Annotated in this window: 13 protein-coding genes and 1 pseudogene; 9 read left to right on the top strand and 5 right to left on the bottom strand. The window is 67.3% G+C overall.

The genetic code is table 11. The features are described from left to right. Nucleotides 1-891: 891 nt before the first annotated feature. Nucleotides 892-1,593, bottom strand: a pseudogene (locus ACFPQ9_RS42355) (DUF2637 domain-containing protein); the annotation flags it as partial. A 352-nt stretch (nt 1,594-1,945) separates the two neighbouring features. On the opposite strand from ACFPQ9_RS42355, the gene ACFPQ9_RS42350 reads away from it, so the two are divergent. The 4 genes from ACFPQ9_RS42350 to ACFPQ9_RS42335 all read left to right on the top strand — a co-directional run bounded on the left by ACFPQ9_RS42350 (nt 1,946) and on the right by ACFPQ9_RS42335 (nt 4,565). Then, nucleotides 1,946-2,476 carry a hypothetical protein gene (locus ACFPQ9_RS42350; RefSeq protein WP_380865259.1) on the top strand — a complete coding sequence of 177 codons (531 nt, stop codon included), beginning with the start codon at nt 1,946-1,948 and terminating at the stop codon, nt 2,474-2,476. Nucleotides 2,477-2,855: 379 nt separating this feature from the next. Next, nucleotides 2,856-3,455, top strand: a complete 600-nt coding sequence (locus ACFPQ9_RS42345; RefSeq protein ID WP_380865257.1) for a sigma-70 family RNA polymerase sigma factor — start codon at nt 2,856-2,858, stop codon at nt 3,453-3,455. Then, entirely contained in the window at nt 3,452-4,120 is a 669-nt protein-coding gene (locus tag ACFPQ9_RS42340; RefSeq protein WP_380865256.1) for a hypothetical protein, read from the top strand. The genes ACFPQ9_RS42345 and ACFPQ9_RS42340 overlap by 4 nt, the downstream gene beginning before the upstream one ends. A 244-nt stretch (nt 4,121-4,364) precedes the next feature. Continuing rightward, the gene (locus tag ACFPQ9_RS42335) at nt 4,365-4,565 is read left to right on the top strand and encodes a hypothetical protein (RefSeq protein ID WP_380865254.1); all 201 of its coding nucleotides are present in this window, start codon (nt 4,365-4,367) and stop codon (nt 4,563-4,565) included. Nucleotides 4,566-4,694: 129 nt separating this feature from the next. Here the strand turns inward: ACFPQ9_RS42335 and ACFPQ9_RS42330 are convergent, their stop codons facing one another. From ACFPQ9_RS42330 to ACFPQ9_RS42320, 3 genes are all read right to left on the bottom strand, one after another. Further along, nucleotides 4,695-5,354, bottom strand: a complete 660-nt coding sequence (locus tag ACFPQ9_RS42330; RefSeq protein WP_380865252.1) for an HNH endonuclease family protein — start codon at nt 5,352-5,354, stop codon at nt 4,695-4,697. Nucleotides 5,355-5,476: 122 nt separating this feature from the next. After that, nucleotides 5,477-5,605 (bottom strand): DUF6233 domain-containing protein, encoded by a 129-nt coding sequence (locus ACFPQ9_RS42325; RefSeq protein WP_380865251.1) that lies wholly within the window; start codon nt 5,603-5,605, stop codon nt 5,477-5,479. Next, on the bottom strand, nt 5,559-5,735 hold the full coding sequence (locus ACFPQ9_RS42320) for a DUF6207 family protein (RefSeq protein ID WP_380865249.1): 177 nt from the start codon (nt 5,733-5,735) through the stop codon (nt 5,559-5,561). Before ACFPQ9_RS42320 ends, ACFPQ9_RS42325 begins: the two co-directional genes overlap by 47 nt. 535 nt (nt 5,736-6,270) lie before the next feature. Between ACFPQ9_RS42320 and ACFPQ9_RS42315 the strand changes: the two genes are divergently transcribed. Together ACFPQ9_RS42315 and ACFPQ9_RS42310 are read left to right on the top strand one after the other, a co-directional pair. Further along, the gene (locus ACFPQ9_RS42315) at nt 6,271-6,711 is read left to right on the top strand and encodes a hypothetical protein (RefSeq protein WP_380865246.1); all 441 of its coding nucleotides are present in this window, start codon (nt 6,271-6,273) and stop codon (nt 6,709-6,711) included. Between the two features lie 5 nt (nt 6,712-6,716). After that, on the top strand, nt 6,717-8,924 hold the full coding sequence (locus ACFPQ9_RS42310) for a tetratricopeptide repeat protein (RefSeq protein ID WP_380865244.1): 2,208 nt from the start codon (nt 6,717-6,719) through the stop codon (nt 8,922-8,924). On the opposite strand, the gene ACFPQ9_RS42305 is transcribed toward ACFPQ9_RS42310, so the two are convergent. Further along, nucleotides 8,905-10,686: a helix-turn-helix domain-containing protein gene (locus ACFPQ9_RS42305; protein WP_380865241.1), complete on the bottom strand. Its 1,782-nt coding sequence runs from the start codon at nt 10,684-10,686 to the stop codon at nt 8,905-8,907. The genes ACFPQ9_RS42310 and ACFPQ9_RS42305 overlap by 20 nt on opposite strands. Before the next feature lie 1,532 nt (nt 10,687-12,218). Between ACFPQ9_RS42305 and ACFPQ9_RS42300 the strand changes: the two genes are divergently transcribed. The 3 genes from ACFPQ9_RS42300 to ACFPQ9_RS42290 all read left to right on the top strand — a co-directional run bounded on the left by ACFPQ9_RS42300 (nt 12,219) and on the right by ACFPQ9_RS42290 (nt 14,604). After that, on the top strand, nt 12,219-12,791 hold the full coding sequence (locus tag ACFPQ9_RS42300; RefSeq protein WP_380865239.1) for a hypothetical protein: 573 nt from the start codon (nt 12,219-12,221) through the stop codon (nt 12,789-12,791). Nucleotides 12,792-12,804: 13 nt separating this feature from the next. Further along, nucleotides 12,805-13,218 carry a hypothetical protein gene (locus ACFPQ9_RS42295; RefSeq protein WP_380865237.1) on the top strand — a complete coding sequence of 138 codons (414 nt, stop codon included), beginning with the start codon at nt 12,805-12,807 and terminating at the stop codon, nt 13,216-13,218. Nucleotides 13,219-13,983: 765 nt separating this feature from the next. Then, on the top strand, nt 13,984-14,604 hold the full coding sequence (locus ACFPQ9_RS42290; protein WP_380865299.1) for a hypothetical protein: 621 nt from the start codon (nt 13,984-13,986) through the stop codon (nt 14,602-14,604). The last annotated feature ends 347 nt before the right edge of the window (nt 14,605-14,951 follow it).

Genomic DNA, 14,951 nt, shown 5'->3' with positions numbered 1-14,951 from the left:
GGAAAGCTGCTCTGCTTTGGGCTCGTCTCCGTACTCGGTTTGGAAGTCCGTCCAGGCCAGGTAGTACCGGTCCACTGTGGTGAGCGTGGTTGATGCCGCTGATGCACGGTTTTCGTCCTGCTGGGTGTCGTCGATGGTGGCGTTCACCCACGGGCTGCGCGTGTCCGTGGCTGCTTGCGCACCAGCGACGGCCGACTGCCCCGCATCGTCGCCCTCGAGGGGCAGGGACTCCTGGACTGGTTGCTGCTCTTTCGGCGCGTCAGAAAATTCGACGGGCGGCTGAGGTTCACCGAACTCGCGCTGCTGAAAGTTCCGGACAAAGGACTCAAGTTCTGCCCCGGTGATGGGCCGGCCAACCGCGCTGGTGATCTGATCGCGCTCATAGACGTAGGCGGCGAGAGCGTCGGCGTCGGGGTAGGCCCCGTGCTGCCGGGCGTACGTCAGCCAGGCGTTGTAGAAGTAGTCACCCCAGCCGTCATCCGTGCTCTCCGGCTCGCTCTGCGCGCCCCTGTCCGCGCCCTGAGCCTGTCGTTGCCTGATGACCTGCACAAGGGGCACCAGCTGCTCGTCGGAGAGCGGCCCGCCGGCTGCCGTGGCGATGCCGTACCGGTCCTGAAGCCAGCGTGCGAACTGCGCACTGGTGGGCTCGGAGCCGAAGGCGTCGGTCCAAGCCCGGTAGGCATCAGCGAGGCGCCGGTGGTCCTGCCCGCTGTGCACAGCCGGGCCGTCCCGACGGTCGGTCTGCTCGGGTGGCCGCGAATCCATGGGTTTCGCGTCGGCGGCATCGGCCTGCGCTGGTTTGGCCCCGGGCTCAAGGGCTGTTTCGAGTCCAGGGCTTCGGCGGTGCGCCGGCAGCGTGGTGTGCGCGTCTGTGAACGGGATGGGCGGCGCGTCGATGCCGGCGGCAGCCAGACCCGCCGGTGCGGTGTCGGACAGGGGGACTCCGTAACGGGCGAGGCGCAGCGGCATCAGCGACTCAACCGGGGCCTTGCGGCGCCAGCCGCGGCCGAACCGGGACCGCAGACTCGCCTGGTAGACGAGGCGTTCCTGCTCCAGTTTGATGACCTGATCGTAGGAGCGCAGTTCCCACAGCTTCATCCGGCGCCACAGCAGGAACGTGGGCAGCGGGGAGAGCATCCAGCGGGTGAGGCGGACACCCTCCATGTGCTTGTCCGCCGTGATGTCGGCGATCCGGCCGATCGCGTGGCGTGCGGCCTCGACCGCGACCACGAACAGGACAGGGATCACGGCATGCATGCCGACGCCCAACGGGTCGGGCCAGGCAGCGGCGCCGTTGAAGGCGATCGTCGCGGCCGTCAGCAGCCAGGCCGTCTGCCGTAGCAGCGGGAACGGGATACGGATCCACGTCAGCAGAAGGTCCAGTGCCAGCAGGACGCAGATACCGGCATCGACGCCGACCGGAAAGACGTAGGAGAAGTCCCCGAAGCCCTTCTTGAATGCCAGTTCACGGACGGCGGCGTAGGAACCGGCGAACCCGATCCCGGCGATGATCACCGCCCCTGTCACGACGACGCTGATGAGTATCCGGTGTGCCCTGGTCAGCCGAGGTGCCTCGCCGTTCCCCGCTGCCACGTCCCACTCCCCTCGTCTCTGTTGCACACCTGAGCACCTCTCACACTTTCATGTCCGGGTCAGGATGGAAGCGGATCGGATGCCGCTCATGCAGATCCACACGAGCGACGATCGGTATCCTGTCGTGTGCGGCTGGCCAATCAGGATCGGGCCAGCGGAACCACCGGAACGGGCGCAACTGGCCAAGTGAAGCTCTCAGTCACATAAATGTGGCTGAGCACCGCAATTGACCAATGCGCACGTCAGTTTGCCGTCCTCGCGTCCATCTGCTTCGAAGCCGTGGAGACCCGTCTCCGCGTCAACTCTCCTTGGTCCGTGGACACTTCGTTCCGGAGCGGGGATGGTTGGCGGCATGGTCGACGTGTTGCTGCCCCTGGTCACGCTGATACTCGGCTTCTTCGCGAGCTTTATGCTTGAGCTGCTGCGTAACCGATGGACTGCGCAGAACGTGCTGGACGTTCGCACCGCGGAACGTCACCATGCCGCTCAGCTGGAGCGAGCGGCGTTTGAATGCGACGGGCTCCGGGCCGTCCATACGGCCATTCATGACCTTCTGAACAGGGTGAATGCGATCGCCATCCTTCTGGCGAAGGCCGAAGCCGGAGGCATGGACTGGCGTGAGAGTGATGACGGGCAGGAGCTGCGAGCAGCTGCTATGCATGCCACCGCGAGGTGCAGTCATGAGTCCGCACTGCTGCTGCACCCCCCGGTGATCGAGGCGGTGGAGCGACTGACAACTGCCGCCTACCCGATGTACTGGACTCGCGCGTCTGGAAGCGACCCGCGTCATCGCCGCGAGTTCTTCGAGGCCGAGCAAGCAGCATCGAGGGCCATCGCCACCAGACTTCGCGAGCTCTACGGCTTCGCGCCGAGCGGCGATTGAACCTACCCCGCGGCCGCCTATGACACTCAGGAGGCTCGGGTACCTGATGGCGAAGGCCCGGATTCACATGACACCACGACTGTGTGACCTGCGCCACGAGATCGGATGGTTCTTGAAGGGCCAACTCCCCGCCGACTCACATTGGCACAGCTCACCTCTCAGTTCCGAACATCCGAACCAACGCCGCAGTGACGTTCCGTTTATGGAGAAGATCGCAGAGTCACGATTTTTGAGGGTCGCATGAGTCTCAGGGCCCGAAAAACGACAGGGTGGTGCCTGAGGGCCCGAACAACTGGGCGCTCACGTGGGCGAGTTGGCCCGCGTCCCGGACCCGCCGGCTTCAACGGAGAGGCCGGTTCTCGTACGCCTGGAGGACCACATGGGCAACGGCGACGTCAGCACTGACGTATCGCCCCAGGACGGCGGCCACGGCCAGCCCGTCCAGGCCCCGCCCGAACTCCCTCTCGACTTCGAGGGCTTCTACCTGGGGCACCAGGAGTTCTTCCACGACTTCGCGGAGATCCACCTCGGCAGCCGGCGCACCGCCGAAGACGTAGTTCACCACGTGTTCCTGGAGATCCTCGGCGGCTGGGACGAACTGCTGCAGCAGGGCGACCTCGAACAGCAGACCCTCGCCGTGCTGCACCGCGGCGTCACCCGCCGCCTCAAGGAGGACGGACGTCCGCCGGCCTTCCTCATCAACGGCCCCATAGCCAAGAACCTCGAGGCGGTCCGCAGCCAGATGGAGATGAGCAGCAGTACGAACGGCCTGTACGAGGCGATCCTGGAGCTGCCCACCCGCCAGTTCACCGTCATCGTCCTGCGCCACCTGCTCGGCCACCCCACCAAGCGGATCGCCCGCTACATGGGCCTGGACACCCGCACCGTCGACTACCACGGCCGCAAGGGCAAGGAACGCATCCGTATCCGGCTCGGCCTGCCGGCCACACCCAAGATCCGGAAAGGAGCAGGACAGTGACCGCCATTGACGAGCTCCTGGCCGGCGCCCGCATCCCCACCACGTCCCGTGCGGGCTTCGACGTCGGCGCCGCGCTGCGTCGCCTCGCCCACGACGCGGCCGCTGCTGCGGCCCGACCGGACCCGGACATGGTGCGCGCCGCTCAGGCCGGGCAGCGGCTGTCCGTGGTGTGCCGCTGGATCCTCAACAAGCCCGACGCCGCCGACCACGTCGACCGCCTCGCCCAGGAACCCGGCGCCGTGACCGAGGACCAGCTGGACGTTGACGGTGCGCTCGTCTTCGCCTGCCTGCTCCACCTCACCGACCACCGAGAAAGCGCCCAGTTCTGGTGGCAGCTGGCAGCGGGGGCCGGGCACCGGGCCGCGGCCTACTGCCTGCACCTGCACCACCTCTCTCTCGGGGAGTCCCGTGAGGCGCGGCACTGGCTGCATGAGGTCACCGACGATGTCCTCGACACGCAAGCCCCCGACAGCGCCTTCCTCGCCACCCTGGAGGCGGTCGCGGCGTACGTCCGCAGGACCGGCTCCAGTCGAGCCAGCGCCCCCACCGGGGGACTGGAAATGGAGGTCGACCGCCTGGCCACCATCAGGGCCGGCTCGTGCATCATCGTCCAGCGCCCCGACCGGCGCCTCGCTGACCAGCTCCACGACTTCACCCGACGCTGACCGCGCTCATCTGAGTGCTCGGTGCCCTGGCGCCGATTAGCCCAGCCTCTCCTTGCTGGTGAACAGCACCGCGAAGCACACACACTTGGGCGCAGGCTCGGACAATCCCCGTTGATACGCGGGGTTGAGCTGAGCCGGTGACGCGCAGAAGGAGCCCTGTATCCCAACGGGTTTCCTAGGCCTCTGAGTTGGGAGGGCTCCCTGCGCGGTGTTCCAACATGTCCATCAACGAGAGGAACTCCGCATGGAGGAGAGTAACGCGAAACGCCAGCCCAAACACCCGTCCCGCCGGGACAAGCGACTCGCTGAAACCATCCGCCACCTGCGGGAACGGATCAGCCGACAGGGACAGAGCGTCCCCGGCGAGTTCCTGAAAGGCGCCGCCTACAAGCTCGGCAGCGGCGCCGTCACCCTGATCATCCTGTGGTGGGAGGCCCGCTACTGACACACCGGTGGGCCCGCCTTGGTGGGCCCACGAGCCTGTGAGCGCCACGGGCAACTCGCAGCGCCGACCAGCCTGCCGCGCCTGCCCGCTTCAGGACGCAGCGCCAGGCCGTGCCGGGCGGCGCGACACTCAGACGGCGGGTTCGTACGTCACGGTTTGCTGGGGGCATTCTGACGCCGCACCTTCCAGCGCGGCCAGTTCGCCGTCGTCGACGGCCAGTGTCCAGCGGAGCTTGGTGGCGACCCACTCCGCGAGGTACCGGCAGTGGACGTCGGCGGCGGGCGGCAGCCATTCGGCCGGGTCCTGGTCGGCCTTGCTGCGGTTGGAGCGTGCGGTGACGGCGACCAGGGAGGCTTCGGCGCCCTGGTCGTTGGCGTACGCCTCGCGGCGCTGCGGGGTCCAGGCCGATGCGCCGCTGTCCCATGCTTCGGCGAGGGGGACCATGTGGTCGATGTCCAGGCCTGACGCCGATGTCACGACGGTGGCGTCGTAGTACGAGAACCAGCTCCCGCCGCTCAGGCGGCAGCCGGACCCGACGGCTGGCGGGTCGACGGCTTCGTGGAGGAGGACTTCGGCGCGGGTGTTGCAGCCGTCGACGGGATTGTCGCCGGTGTTCCAGTGGCGGAACTTGTCGCGGCTGTAGCCGTCACGGATCTCGGTGGCCACGGGCAGGTCGGCCACGGCGTCGGCCAGGGGCAGGGACTGTGCCGCGTGGGCGGGGGCGGAGGTGACAGCGGGTAGGACGGCGAGGACAGCGGCTGCGAGGCCGCGCAGGACAGCTTTGGCCATGTGCCGTTGATAGCCGCGCTGCGGGGGCGCGATCAGCGATTTCCCCGACGCGCCGCCCGTGTGAGTGGAAAGGTCATACCGGAGAAAACGACACGTCTGCGCCCCGTGGCGAGCGCTTGGAGCTATTCGAGCATGCCGAGGTGTCGGTCCGGCCGGCAGCGTGTGCAAGCGGGCAGGCAGGAGGTGAGGAGACGGCGGGCTTCCTCAACGTCGACGGGGCGTCGGCCCTTGCCGGCGCGATGACCCACCATCCGGCGAGCAGCTCCTGAACGGCGAACGCGTCGCATCATCGGCGGCCGTGACCTCCACGACGGCCGGCCCCGGCTCTGCCACATGTGCTTCGTTGATCGGCCATCCTCCGCGACATCCCACACCACCCATGAACGGCGGCAGCCCCCGCCCGCGAGTTGCGGCCGGTGGCTCTTCGCGCGCCCGTCTACGGCACCCATTGTTCTGTGCAGGCGATCCTCCGGTTCACCCACGCTGCGCGCGCCGAGTCCGCCGCCGCATGCCGGCCCCGCTGCACGACGCTGGCTGGGCTGGCAAGCGGGGCCACTGGCTTTGGTGTTCAACGGCAACTCGACAACCTCGGCAACACCCCGCCGACGGCCCAGGCAAGCACGTCCTGACCCGCCGCGATGTCGTCACGCTCGTGATCGACGAGATGGCCGTGCTTGAGGCGCACCCGGAGTTGGTGGTCAGAAGCCCGAGAGCGGCGCTGACTCCCCTGTCTGCGCCAGAACTCAGTTTGCCGTTCCGTATTCGATATACGAGGGCCGATGGGGAGTGATGTAGAGGACGCTGAGGAATGTTCTCGATGTCGGCGGCAGTTCAGACGAGCTGATCGCCTGTCGTCGCGCTCGGGGGGTGGGGGATGTCTCAGGAAGCTCTTGCGGCTTTAGCGGCAGCCGGTGGGATGGCCGTGGTGCAGGCTGCCGGAACGGACGCGTGGCAATCGGTTCGGCAGGCGGTCGCCCGGTTGTTGGGGCGGAACAGTGCGGATCAAGAGGCAGCTGAGCGCACGCGGCTGGACCAGATGCAGGCGGCGCTGGCCGCGGATGAGGAAGTCGTCGGCCACCGGGAACGCTGGGAGGCGATATGGCAGACCCGTCTGGAGATGTCGCTCGAGGCACTCGATGTACAAGCGCGCGCCGTCGCCGCCGCTCAACTGGCTGAGCTGGTTGCGCTGGTGCAGTCCGCCCGCGGCAAGACGCAGGCTTTGCCCGGTGGTGTCGCCGCTGGCAGGGATCTGCAGATATCTGCGCAGGGCGGCTCTGTGGCGGGCGCGGTCGTGCGAGTGGAGGGCGGGGTGAATCTGGCGGGCCCTTTCCCGCACGAGGAGCGGCTGCAGACCTGACCGCGGTGCGCGAGGCCGTCGGATCGCTCGTCGCTCACCACGGTGCGGTGGCCGCCGGTCATCTCGAGGTGGGTCAGCTGGTGATGGCTGTTCCGTCGCGGGCGGCAACGCGGGTCATGACGCTGGCCGCCCCCATGGGTTTGCGTCATCCGGAGCGTCCGTTACGGGGCCGAGCCGGATTGCTCGAGGATCTGCTGCGGCAGTACAGGGGGCGTGGAGATGGCCGGCTGCATGTTCTGCATGGGTTGAGCGGCAGCGGCAAAACGGCTCTGGCACTGGAGCTTGTTCATGCGCTCCAGGCGCGCTTCGGGTCGGCCTTCGGACCGTACGCGTGGTGGATCGACGGCCGGCAGGACGCGCTGTTCGAGGGTGGGATCCGGGCGGTGGCCAGGCGGTTGGGCCTTCCGGGTGACGTGGTCGACGCCGAGGAGGTGGTGGATGTCCTGTGGCAGCGGCTTGGTCAGGCCAAGTGCCCGTGGCTGTTAGTGGTCGATGGGGTGAGGGATCCTTCGGTGCTGAACGGTCCGGGGCGATTGGCTGCTGGAACGGGGTGGATCAGGCCGCACTCGTGTCCGTCCGGACTGGTGCTGATCACCACGTACGACGGAACGACGGACATCTGGGGCTCGGGGGCGGCGCTGCATCCGGTGCTGCCCTTGCCGGAACGGGATGCAGCCCAGGTGCTGTTCGATCACGCTGGGCCGAATGCTGGATCCTGGGGCGGCGCGGTTCGCCTGGCCCGCCGTTTGGGTGGCCTGCCCTTAGCTTTGCGGATGGCGGGAAGCTATCTAGCCGAGGTGATTGCGATGCCGGATGCCTTTCGTGACGCCGACATGCCGGCCGAGTTTGATGCGTTCGTGCGGGCGTTGGACGAACCGGTCGGTCACGGCCTCAACCCTGCGCCGGTCATCGCTGACACGTGGCGCCTTGCTCTCGACATGCTCGAACGTCGAGGCTTCCCGTTTGCTTCGGCCGTCCTGGAGTTGCTGTCGAGTTTCGCTGACGCTCCTATTCCGTATGCGCTCGTCCTGCGTGCTCCGCTCATGGACGGGGAAGCGGGCTTCGAGGGCATCAACGGCAGCGCGGTATGGCGGACCTTGCGCGCACTGGCGGCGCTGAGCCTGATCGACTTCTGCCCTCCTGAAACCGGTGGCCCGCCCGCTGCAGCGTTGGACGGTGTTCTGGCCAGTGTGCGTGTGCACCCGCTGATCAGGGATCTGAGCGGTACCTCGCGCCACCTCCCGCTCACCGTTGCCCTGCTGGGGCTCGCCTGCAGCATCGAGCAGGTCGGCAAGCCCGAGGAACCTGATGCATGGGCTGCGTGGACGTTGCTGGCTCCGCATGCGCTGCGACTGGCGGAGCAGGAAGGCTCATTGGAGGGTGCGCCGCTCCGGGTTCAGGTTGCGGGCGCGGAGGCGGCCGAGCTGGCCGGCCGCTATTTGCAGGCCCGGGGTCTGCCCCGTCAGGCAGGGGCGGTGTTCGAGAGCGTCCTGGGATGGCGTAAGCGCCTGCTGGGGCCCACGGATGCGGAAACCCTCACCGCGCAGCACAATCTCGCAGGAGCCCTGCACGACATGGGCCAACTCGCCCGGGCCGAGGCCGGCTACCGGAACGTGTGGCGGAGCCACTGCGCCGCCCGCGGTGAGTCCTTCCCACACGCGCTCACCGCTCGGCATGAACTCGGGCGTGTATTACATGACATGGGGCACTTGTCGGAGGCTGAGGAGCATCACTCCGCCGTGCTTGCATACCGGCAGCAGTCTCAGGGGAGCGAGCACGGCCACACGCTGTCTGCCAGGCACGAGTTGGCACGAGTGCTGCATGACTTGGGCCGCTGGGAGGAGGCGCGCCACAACTATGCGCGGGTGCTGCAGGCACGGCGTCGCAATCTTGGGGACAACCACCCGCGGACGCTGACCGTGCTGCACAACCTTGCTTGTCTCGCGCAGGACGAAGGGAGGCTGGACAACGCGCTGCCTCAGCTTCGGAGCGTGCATGCCGCCCGGTCGCAGATTCTGGGAAGTACGCACCCGCAGACGCTGTCCACGGCCTTCCGGCTCGGATGCGCTCTGCGCGATGCGGGAGACACACTTCATGCACACGCCCTGCTCCAGCACGTCCACACCGCACTGTCATCGTCTCTGGGAGACGCGCACGCCCACGCACGACGAGCGGCACAGGCCCTGCGAGGTTTTAGCGCAACCCCGGGGTGATGGAAGGCTGCTCGCCCCACGGTGCGTATTTGATGCGGCTGACGGCTGCAAGGAGTGTGGTCAGTGTCTCCACGACGTTGACTGCTCCTGCTTCTTTGAGCCTGCGGGCGTGGCTTTGTTGAGCGGCGACCCCGATGAATTGCACGCCGGCAGCACGTGCGGCCAGCGCATCAGCCAGGGACTCCCCGATGAGCAGGGTGCGTGAGCGATCGCCGCCCAGCCGGCTGGTGGCCAGGAAGATGGCGTGCGGGTGCGGCTTCATCAGCCGTGGGTCGTCGGGGCGGCCGAAAACTCCCAGCTGAGGTGTGCGGCCGTTGTCGGGGTGCAGATGTGTCAGAAACGTCTGCACGGCGGCGGTCGCGTGGTCGGTCACCACGGCCAGGCGCCAGGGTCCTCGGCTGAGCGCGCCCAGAAGCTGAGCCGCGCCGGGCAAAGGCTCCGCCCGGCGTGCTGCCGCGGTCTCATACGTGGTCAGGATGCTGTCGAGCCGGCGGACCTGCTCCGGGGATCCGCTGTCGACGACCGATCGGAGCAGTGCGACAGGATCGGCGCCTCCGTAGGCGTCTGCATCGAGCTGCAGACTGCCGGCGGCTTGGACCAAGTGGCCGGACACCGAACGCACGTTGCCGGCGAACAGCCGGCACAAAATGCCGTCGAAGCTGAACAGGATGGTCTGCGACTGGGTGAAGCACTGACGCAACCACGGCAGTTCCGGCGGCTCACCCGCGGCTGTCTGCTGCTGGAAGTGGCGCAGGCTGTCGTCCACCCAGGGATACAGGGCCTGGTACCAGTGCTTGAAGCTGAGGTAGTGCCGTTGGCCCTCCCGGGATATGTCATACAGACCGGGCCCGGGCTCAAGGGACCTCCTCTCCAGCGGCCGGATGAGTGGGGCCAGTGCGCAGTCTTGCGCCACCGCGGGAGCAATCATGGTCAGCGCTCGCTCCTTTGTATGCGCAAGGTGGAGCTGGCTCAGCGTCTCCCAGCTGGCCGGGGCAAGCTGGGAGCGGAAGAAGGAGTCCAGGCGCCGCGGCAGGCTGGAGATCAGCTGGCTGATGCGCGCCTCCTCGCCTTCCATGCGCCGACGGGCACGCTGCTGTTCCTCGGCAGTGGCACCGTAGAAGGCGGCGGCTGCCTGCAACGCCTGCCGGTGCCGCATCTCCCGCAGGGTCACCACCTCCTGTTTCAAGATGCGTGCCATCGTCGTCGCTGCACGCGTGTAGCAGGCGGCTATTTCTTTGACTGCCTGGTCAGCGGCTTGTGGAGCACTTGTGCGGCCCGGCTGAAGGTGCTCTTCGATGACAGCGGTGAGCGGCCGGCGGAGCGTTTCCAGGCGCTGACGGACTGCCGGCGCGTTGGTCAGATGCCGCTCCAGTGCCCGCATCGACACGCCGAGAGCGACGGCCAGACGCTGGCTGAGCCCGTAGCGGCCTTCGGCGGTCAGCCCGGCCGTCTCCAGTCTGCGATAACTGTGCGGTTTCAGGCCGAGGCTGGCGCACAGATCACTGGCCCGCAGGCCGTTGGCGCGGCGCAGATCGGCCAACTGCCAGGACCTCATGCCGGATTGGTTCGCCAGCTCCAGCGGCGGGATCTCCAGCGCGTCAGCAAGCTGCCGGATGCGCGGGGGATCCGGGATGCGCTGACCGTTCTCGTAGGCGAGGATCTGCGCCTTGGTGGCTCCCACCTTCTCTGCCAGTTCCTCGGCACTCAAAGCTCCTGCCCCAGCGTTTGAGCGGGCCTGGCGTAAGCGGATTCCGGAGAACATGCGGGCCGAACCTCTCGCCATCAACAGGCCCCTCTCGCCTTGGCGCGGTACATTTTACGTGCGTAGCGCCCAGGAGATTGGGGGCCAATTCGCCTTGCCTGCAAGCCCACAAGCAGGACGTGTGCGGCATCAAGGTGCACGGCCCCCTCCCGGGAAGCCCGTCCGGACACCGATATTGGAGTCCGAACAGGTGACGGTCCAGAGGTCGCCGAAAAGTAGGTGGGCCCCGTGGCATTTGCAAATCACTGAACCACGGGACCCGGGCCGGCGACTCACGTCACACGGAGCCTCCCCGGTGCAACGGGGAGGCTCTCCGGCTATACGAGCCCGGTGACGCGACACTGATCGCCGTCCCGCGGGTCCGGTGGATCCGGGGACGCGCGCATCGCCTACCTCCTTCCCTGTGCTGCGGCTGCGGAAGGCCGGGGCCAGCTGACCGGCGGGCCACCTGACCTCGCCTCCCGGCACCCGACGCCCCGGAGGAGGATGACCACGACCCTACCGGGCCGGTTGCCGCACGCTTTTACGGGCACTGCCCCGTCCGGATGCCGCGGACCAACGATCGACAGGCAGTCGCGCTCCCCCGCCGACCGGCCCCACTGGGGGCGATTCAGCTGCAGCGAGCAGGAGTTGCGCAGGCCGTCTGTCCCGGCGATCCGAACGGTGCACCGTGCAGCGAAAGTAGTGAATACAGGCGCATGAGCTGCTCGCGCGCCCACGAGATGATCCTTCACCACCGGACAGGCGCTTCGACGGCAGGCGCGGTCCCGCCACACAGGGGGCCGGGTCGCCGACCGGGCCGGCGCGGCACACCCGCCGACCCGCTCGGCCAGACCACAGTCCCCACCCGCGCGGTCGGGCGCAGCAGCCCCGCACCGCCGATTTGCATGACTGCCGGAGCAAATGGCCAACGGTTCGGATGCCATCCGGGCGGACCATTGTTCACCGCGAGATAGCCGACAGTTCGCGGAAGGCCGGGGTGGCCCTGACGGCAGATCATGATCTGGAATGCCGAACCCGGACTCGGTCGCTCGGACGGCGCACCCGGCCACCGGCTCGAGCCGCGGCATCGAACGTGTTCGCGACAACCCATCAGCCGGCAGACCCCGCTGCGCCAGAGCCGCCGCGGTCGCCTGTGCCGCACCGCTCCCGCCGTACGTGACGCCGACGGCCTCACAGTCCGATCCCGACCGCCCGCGACCTCAGCCCGCCCCATCTGAACGCTGCGGAGCTGCCATACGTCACGCTCTGCGTGAGCCGCGCCGGGTCGGGGACACCGACGCACGCTGCGAGGAGTCTGAGCGTTGGGCAAGCTCACCGCCGACGTACAGCGGACCGGCAAAAGCGTCAACGACCGAGGCTAAAGAGCCGGCGAAAGGAATCTCGTAGCGTCTGCGCCACACCACGCGCACCGCGCACGCCCAGTGAGAACCCGGGAGCCTCAAGTGCCCGCTGTGAATCACCAGAAGCAGCCCGATCCGTCCGACTCCATCGACTTTCTCGTCGGACAGATCTACGCCCAGGGTGCTCCTGTGATTCCGGACCTGCGCAAATGGGTCGACCAGGAGGTCAACGACTCCTTCAACGGGCTCTTCGGCCGATTCAAGGGTGTGCATCGCTTCATCAACCGTCTGCTGAACGAGGCTGAGGCGCGGCGCGCGGCGGCCCTGGAACGTGAAGGTCCCCTCGAGTGGCACCTCGAAGACCTCGAGGAGGTGCTGGGCAATCGAGTGGATGCAGAACTGCGGCGCGTACCCCTGCCCAGGGGGTGGGAGCCGGAGACGAAGCTCAAGGCGATCATGCAGGCCCTGAACTACGTCGACCGGGGCGGTCTTTCGGACCAGCAGCGCAAGTACTTCCACCTGGAGTGCATCGCGGCTCTCTCGAGGGAGAGGTGCGCTGCCCTCATGGGCGGCATCGCGGAAGGCACGGTCGCTGTGTACGCGAGTACCAGCTGGAAGGAGATGGAGGACAACGGCGAGGACATCGAAGCACTCGCGTGGTTCGTCCAGCGAATCGGGGGACGGTGCCCGCGGGAGGCTCCAAGTGACGACTTCGACGAGTCGGACACCGGCGACTCAGAGACCGATGGAGGAGACGAGTGAAGAGGATCAAAGGATGAGCAGCACCCTCGAGTGCAGCGTCATCGACGACAAGGAGGACGCCCCTATGGGCCAGCTCAAGCCGCGTGAGACGCACACCGACGACAACCACCGATCCGCCTCCCTGGGCCTCCTTCCTGTTTCCAGCGCCAACCGCCGCGCCAACAGGGCGAAGACGCACCGCAGAATCGCTGCTGTACCTGACCGGGCGGTGTCCGCCACAGCCGTGACGACCTTCCTGGTCGGATCTGCTTCACTCATCAGCACGTGGGGCATGAAGGCCGCCGTCCTCTTCCAGGCGACGGCCCTGATCGCGGCCGCCTACCAGGCTACGAACGACGTACGTAAGTCCGTACTGCGCAAGGACGCGGCCTGGAGGGAGCGGCACCCGTTCATCTCGTGGCTCGTAAGGCGGCATCCGCTCGACTAGTTGGAACCGCCCAGCGCCCTCCAAAACCGCAAGCCATGGACAGAGCGCTGAACGGTCCTGGTCCGCCCTCCCGCATACTCGAAGGAAGAACCCATGACCTCAGTGTCGCCACCATCGGCTCCGCGCAGCGCCGATGACCAGAAGTTTCAACAAGCGGCTGCCAATTGCACGCCCCACGTGCACAAAATGGGCGTTCTATTCGAAATGGTGTGCACTCATTGGCACGCTCCCTCGATACCCCGCCACGGTCCAGGCATAACCGCCTGATCCTTGTATTTGGTGGGCCCGGGAGCGGAAGAACTCCCGGGCCACCAGCACAACACCCGCAGACGCAGTGATCAGCTGTGAAGCGTCGTGCGGGACCTGGGGCCCTCGCCGCGCTCAACGTGCCCGCCCTGCCGGAGGGCAGCCGCCGCGTGGGGCCTGCTTCGCCGGCGCGCACGGCCATGCCCACCGCGCTTGCAGCCGTCCGCCGGCAACGCATGACCTGCGGGTACGTGGCTCAGGCCACCGACAGTCGTGAGCGTGGGTTCACTGGGGCATCGACCATGCCGGTCTCGCAATAGGCAGGTTCTGCAGAGCATCTCGGCCACGGAGCACAGACGTACTCAGGTGTCTTCCGTACTATCTGCAGGACACGACTCTGTGCGTCAGTAACTGCTAGTGCCTGCACGCCACCAGGCAGAAAAGCACACACGTTAGATTTCGCACACGCCGCGAGCCCGCCATCCGCCGGCCGCGGCACCCAGGAAAGGTGTGAGCATCATGTCCGAAAACACAGCCGAAGCCACCGAGTTGACCTCACAGTACAGCGCACAGGTGGCCGGCGACCTTGAGCGTAACCTCAAGGAGCAAGAACGCCTCAGCGGTGAAATCGAAGCGCTCCAGGCCCAGTTGGCCGCACTGCAGCACGACCGCACGGTCCTGGGGAACATCCAGCAGGCGCTCGGCCTTCCGACGGCCCTCACACCGGCAGCGGAACCGGCCGCACCCGTCCCTCCTCCCCGCAAGAAAGCAGCGGGCGCGGCCAAGCAGACGAAGGACAAGAAGACCAGCACCGGGACTCGGAAGCGGGCCGGCAAGAAGAGCCCGGCCACGCCGGCCGCCTCGTCGTCTTCGTCACCCACACTCGTCGTCCTCCTGCGCGAGCACCTGGCGGGCCAGCGCGAGCCGCGCTCTGCCGCCGAAATCACCGCGGCTTTGGAACAGCGGCATCCCGATCGCACCATCAAGACAACCGTCGTACGTACCACGCTCGAAGGGCTGGTGGCCAAGAACCAGGCCCAGCGCAGCAGGCAGGGCAGGTCCGTCTTCTACACCGCCCCCGCACCCGAGCAGACGGGCGCACCCCAGGCCGAGACACAGCCGGAAGAAGCCACCAGCTAGGAAGTCTGTGATGCCCGGGAGTTCACTCAAGGCCGGACTGAGGAGCTCGCCCTTGGGCGCCGAGGAACCACAGCGGTGAGCAGGGTAGATGCCCGGCGCGTACTTCGGGGCATGAGGACGCGGCGAGTATGCCTGTTCCTCTATGCCTGTTCCTCGCGCCGATCCAGCACGCGCCCGCGGCTGTGCTGTCTGCCGTGAGTGGGGACGTGTGATCACTGGCCGGGGCAGCTACGAACTGTGCCCGAAGTGCCGGACAGGCACAGAGGAAGACGAGCCTGCCTCGGGCGAGACACATGAGGGACGGCCTCGCCTTGATGAACGTGTGGCAGCACTCGGTCCTGCAGATC

This window comes from Streptomyces coerulescens, from assembly GCF_042657965.1.
Classification (GTDB): Bacteria; Actinomycetota; Actinomycetes; order Streptomycetales; family Streptomycetaceae; genus Streptomyces; species Streptomyces coerulescens.
This window is presented reverse-complemented; position numbering and strand designations above follow the sequence as displayed.

What these genes read in the sequence shown, in the direction of transcription:
- ACFPQ9_RS42290 (WP_380865299.1), top strand. Translation starts at nt 13,984, where the DNA reads ATGTCCGAAAACACAGCCGAAGCCACCGAGTTGACCTCACAGTACAGC.
- ACFPQ9_RS42305 (WP_380865241.1), bottom strand. Translation starts at nt 10,686, where the DNA reads ATGTTCTCCGGAATCCGCTTACGCCAGGCCCGCTCAAACGCTGGGGCA.
- ACFPQ9_RS42295 (WP_380865237.1), top strand. Translation starts at nt 12,805, where the DNA reads ATGAGCAGCACCCTCGAGTGCAGCGTCATCGACGACAAGGAGGACGCC.
- ACFPQ9_RS42325 (WP_380865251.1), bottom strand. Translation starts at nt 5,605, where the DNA reads ATGGTGGGTCATCGCGCCGGCAAGGGCCGACGCCCCGTCGACGTTGAG.
- ACFPQ9_RS42345 (WP_380865257.1), top strand. Translation starts at nt 2,856, where the DNA reads ATGGGCAACGGCGACGTCAGCACTGACGTATCGCCCCAGGACGGCGGC.
- ACFPQ9_RS42315 (WP_380865246.1), top strand. Translation starts at nt 6,271, where the DNA reads ATGGCCGTGGTGCAGGCTGCCGGAACGGACGCGTGGCAATCGGTTCGG.
- ACFPQ9_RS42335 (WP_380865254.1), top strand. Translation starts at nt 4,365, where the DNA reads ATGGAGGAGAGTAACGCGAAACGCCAGCCCAAACACCCGTCCCGCCGG.
- ACFPQ9_RS42330 (WP_380865252.1), bottom strand. Translation starts at nt 5,354, where the DNA reads ATGGCCAAAGCTGTCCTGCGCGGCCTCGCAGCCGCTGTCCTCGCCGTC.
- ACFPQ9_RS42320 (WP_380865249.1), bottom strand. Translation starts at nt 5,735, where the DNA reads ATGGGTGGTGTGGGATGTCGCGGAGGATGGCCGATCAACGAAGCACAT.
- ACFPQ9_RS42350 (WP_380865259.1), top strand. Translation starts at nt 1,946, where the DNA reads ATGGTCGACGTGTTGCTGCCCCTGGTCACGCTGATACTCGGCTTCTTC.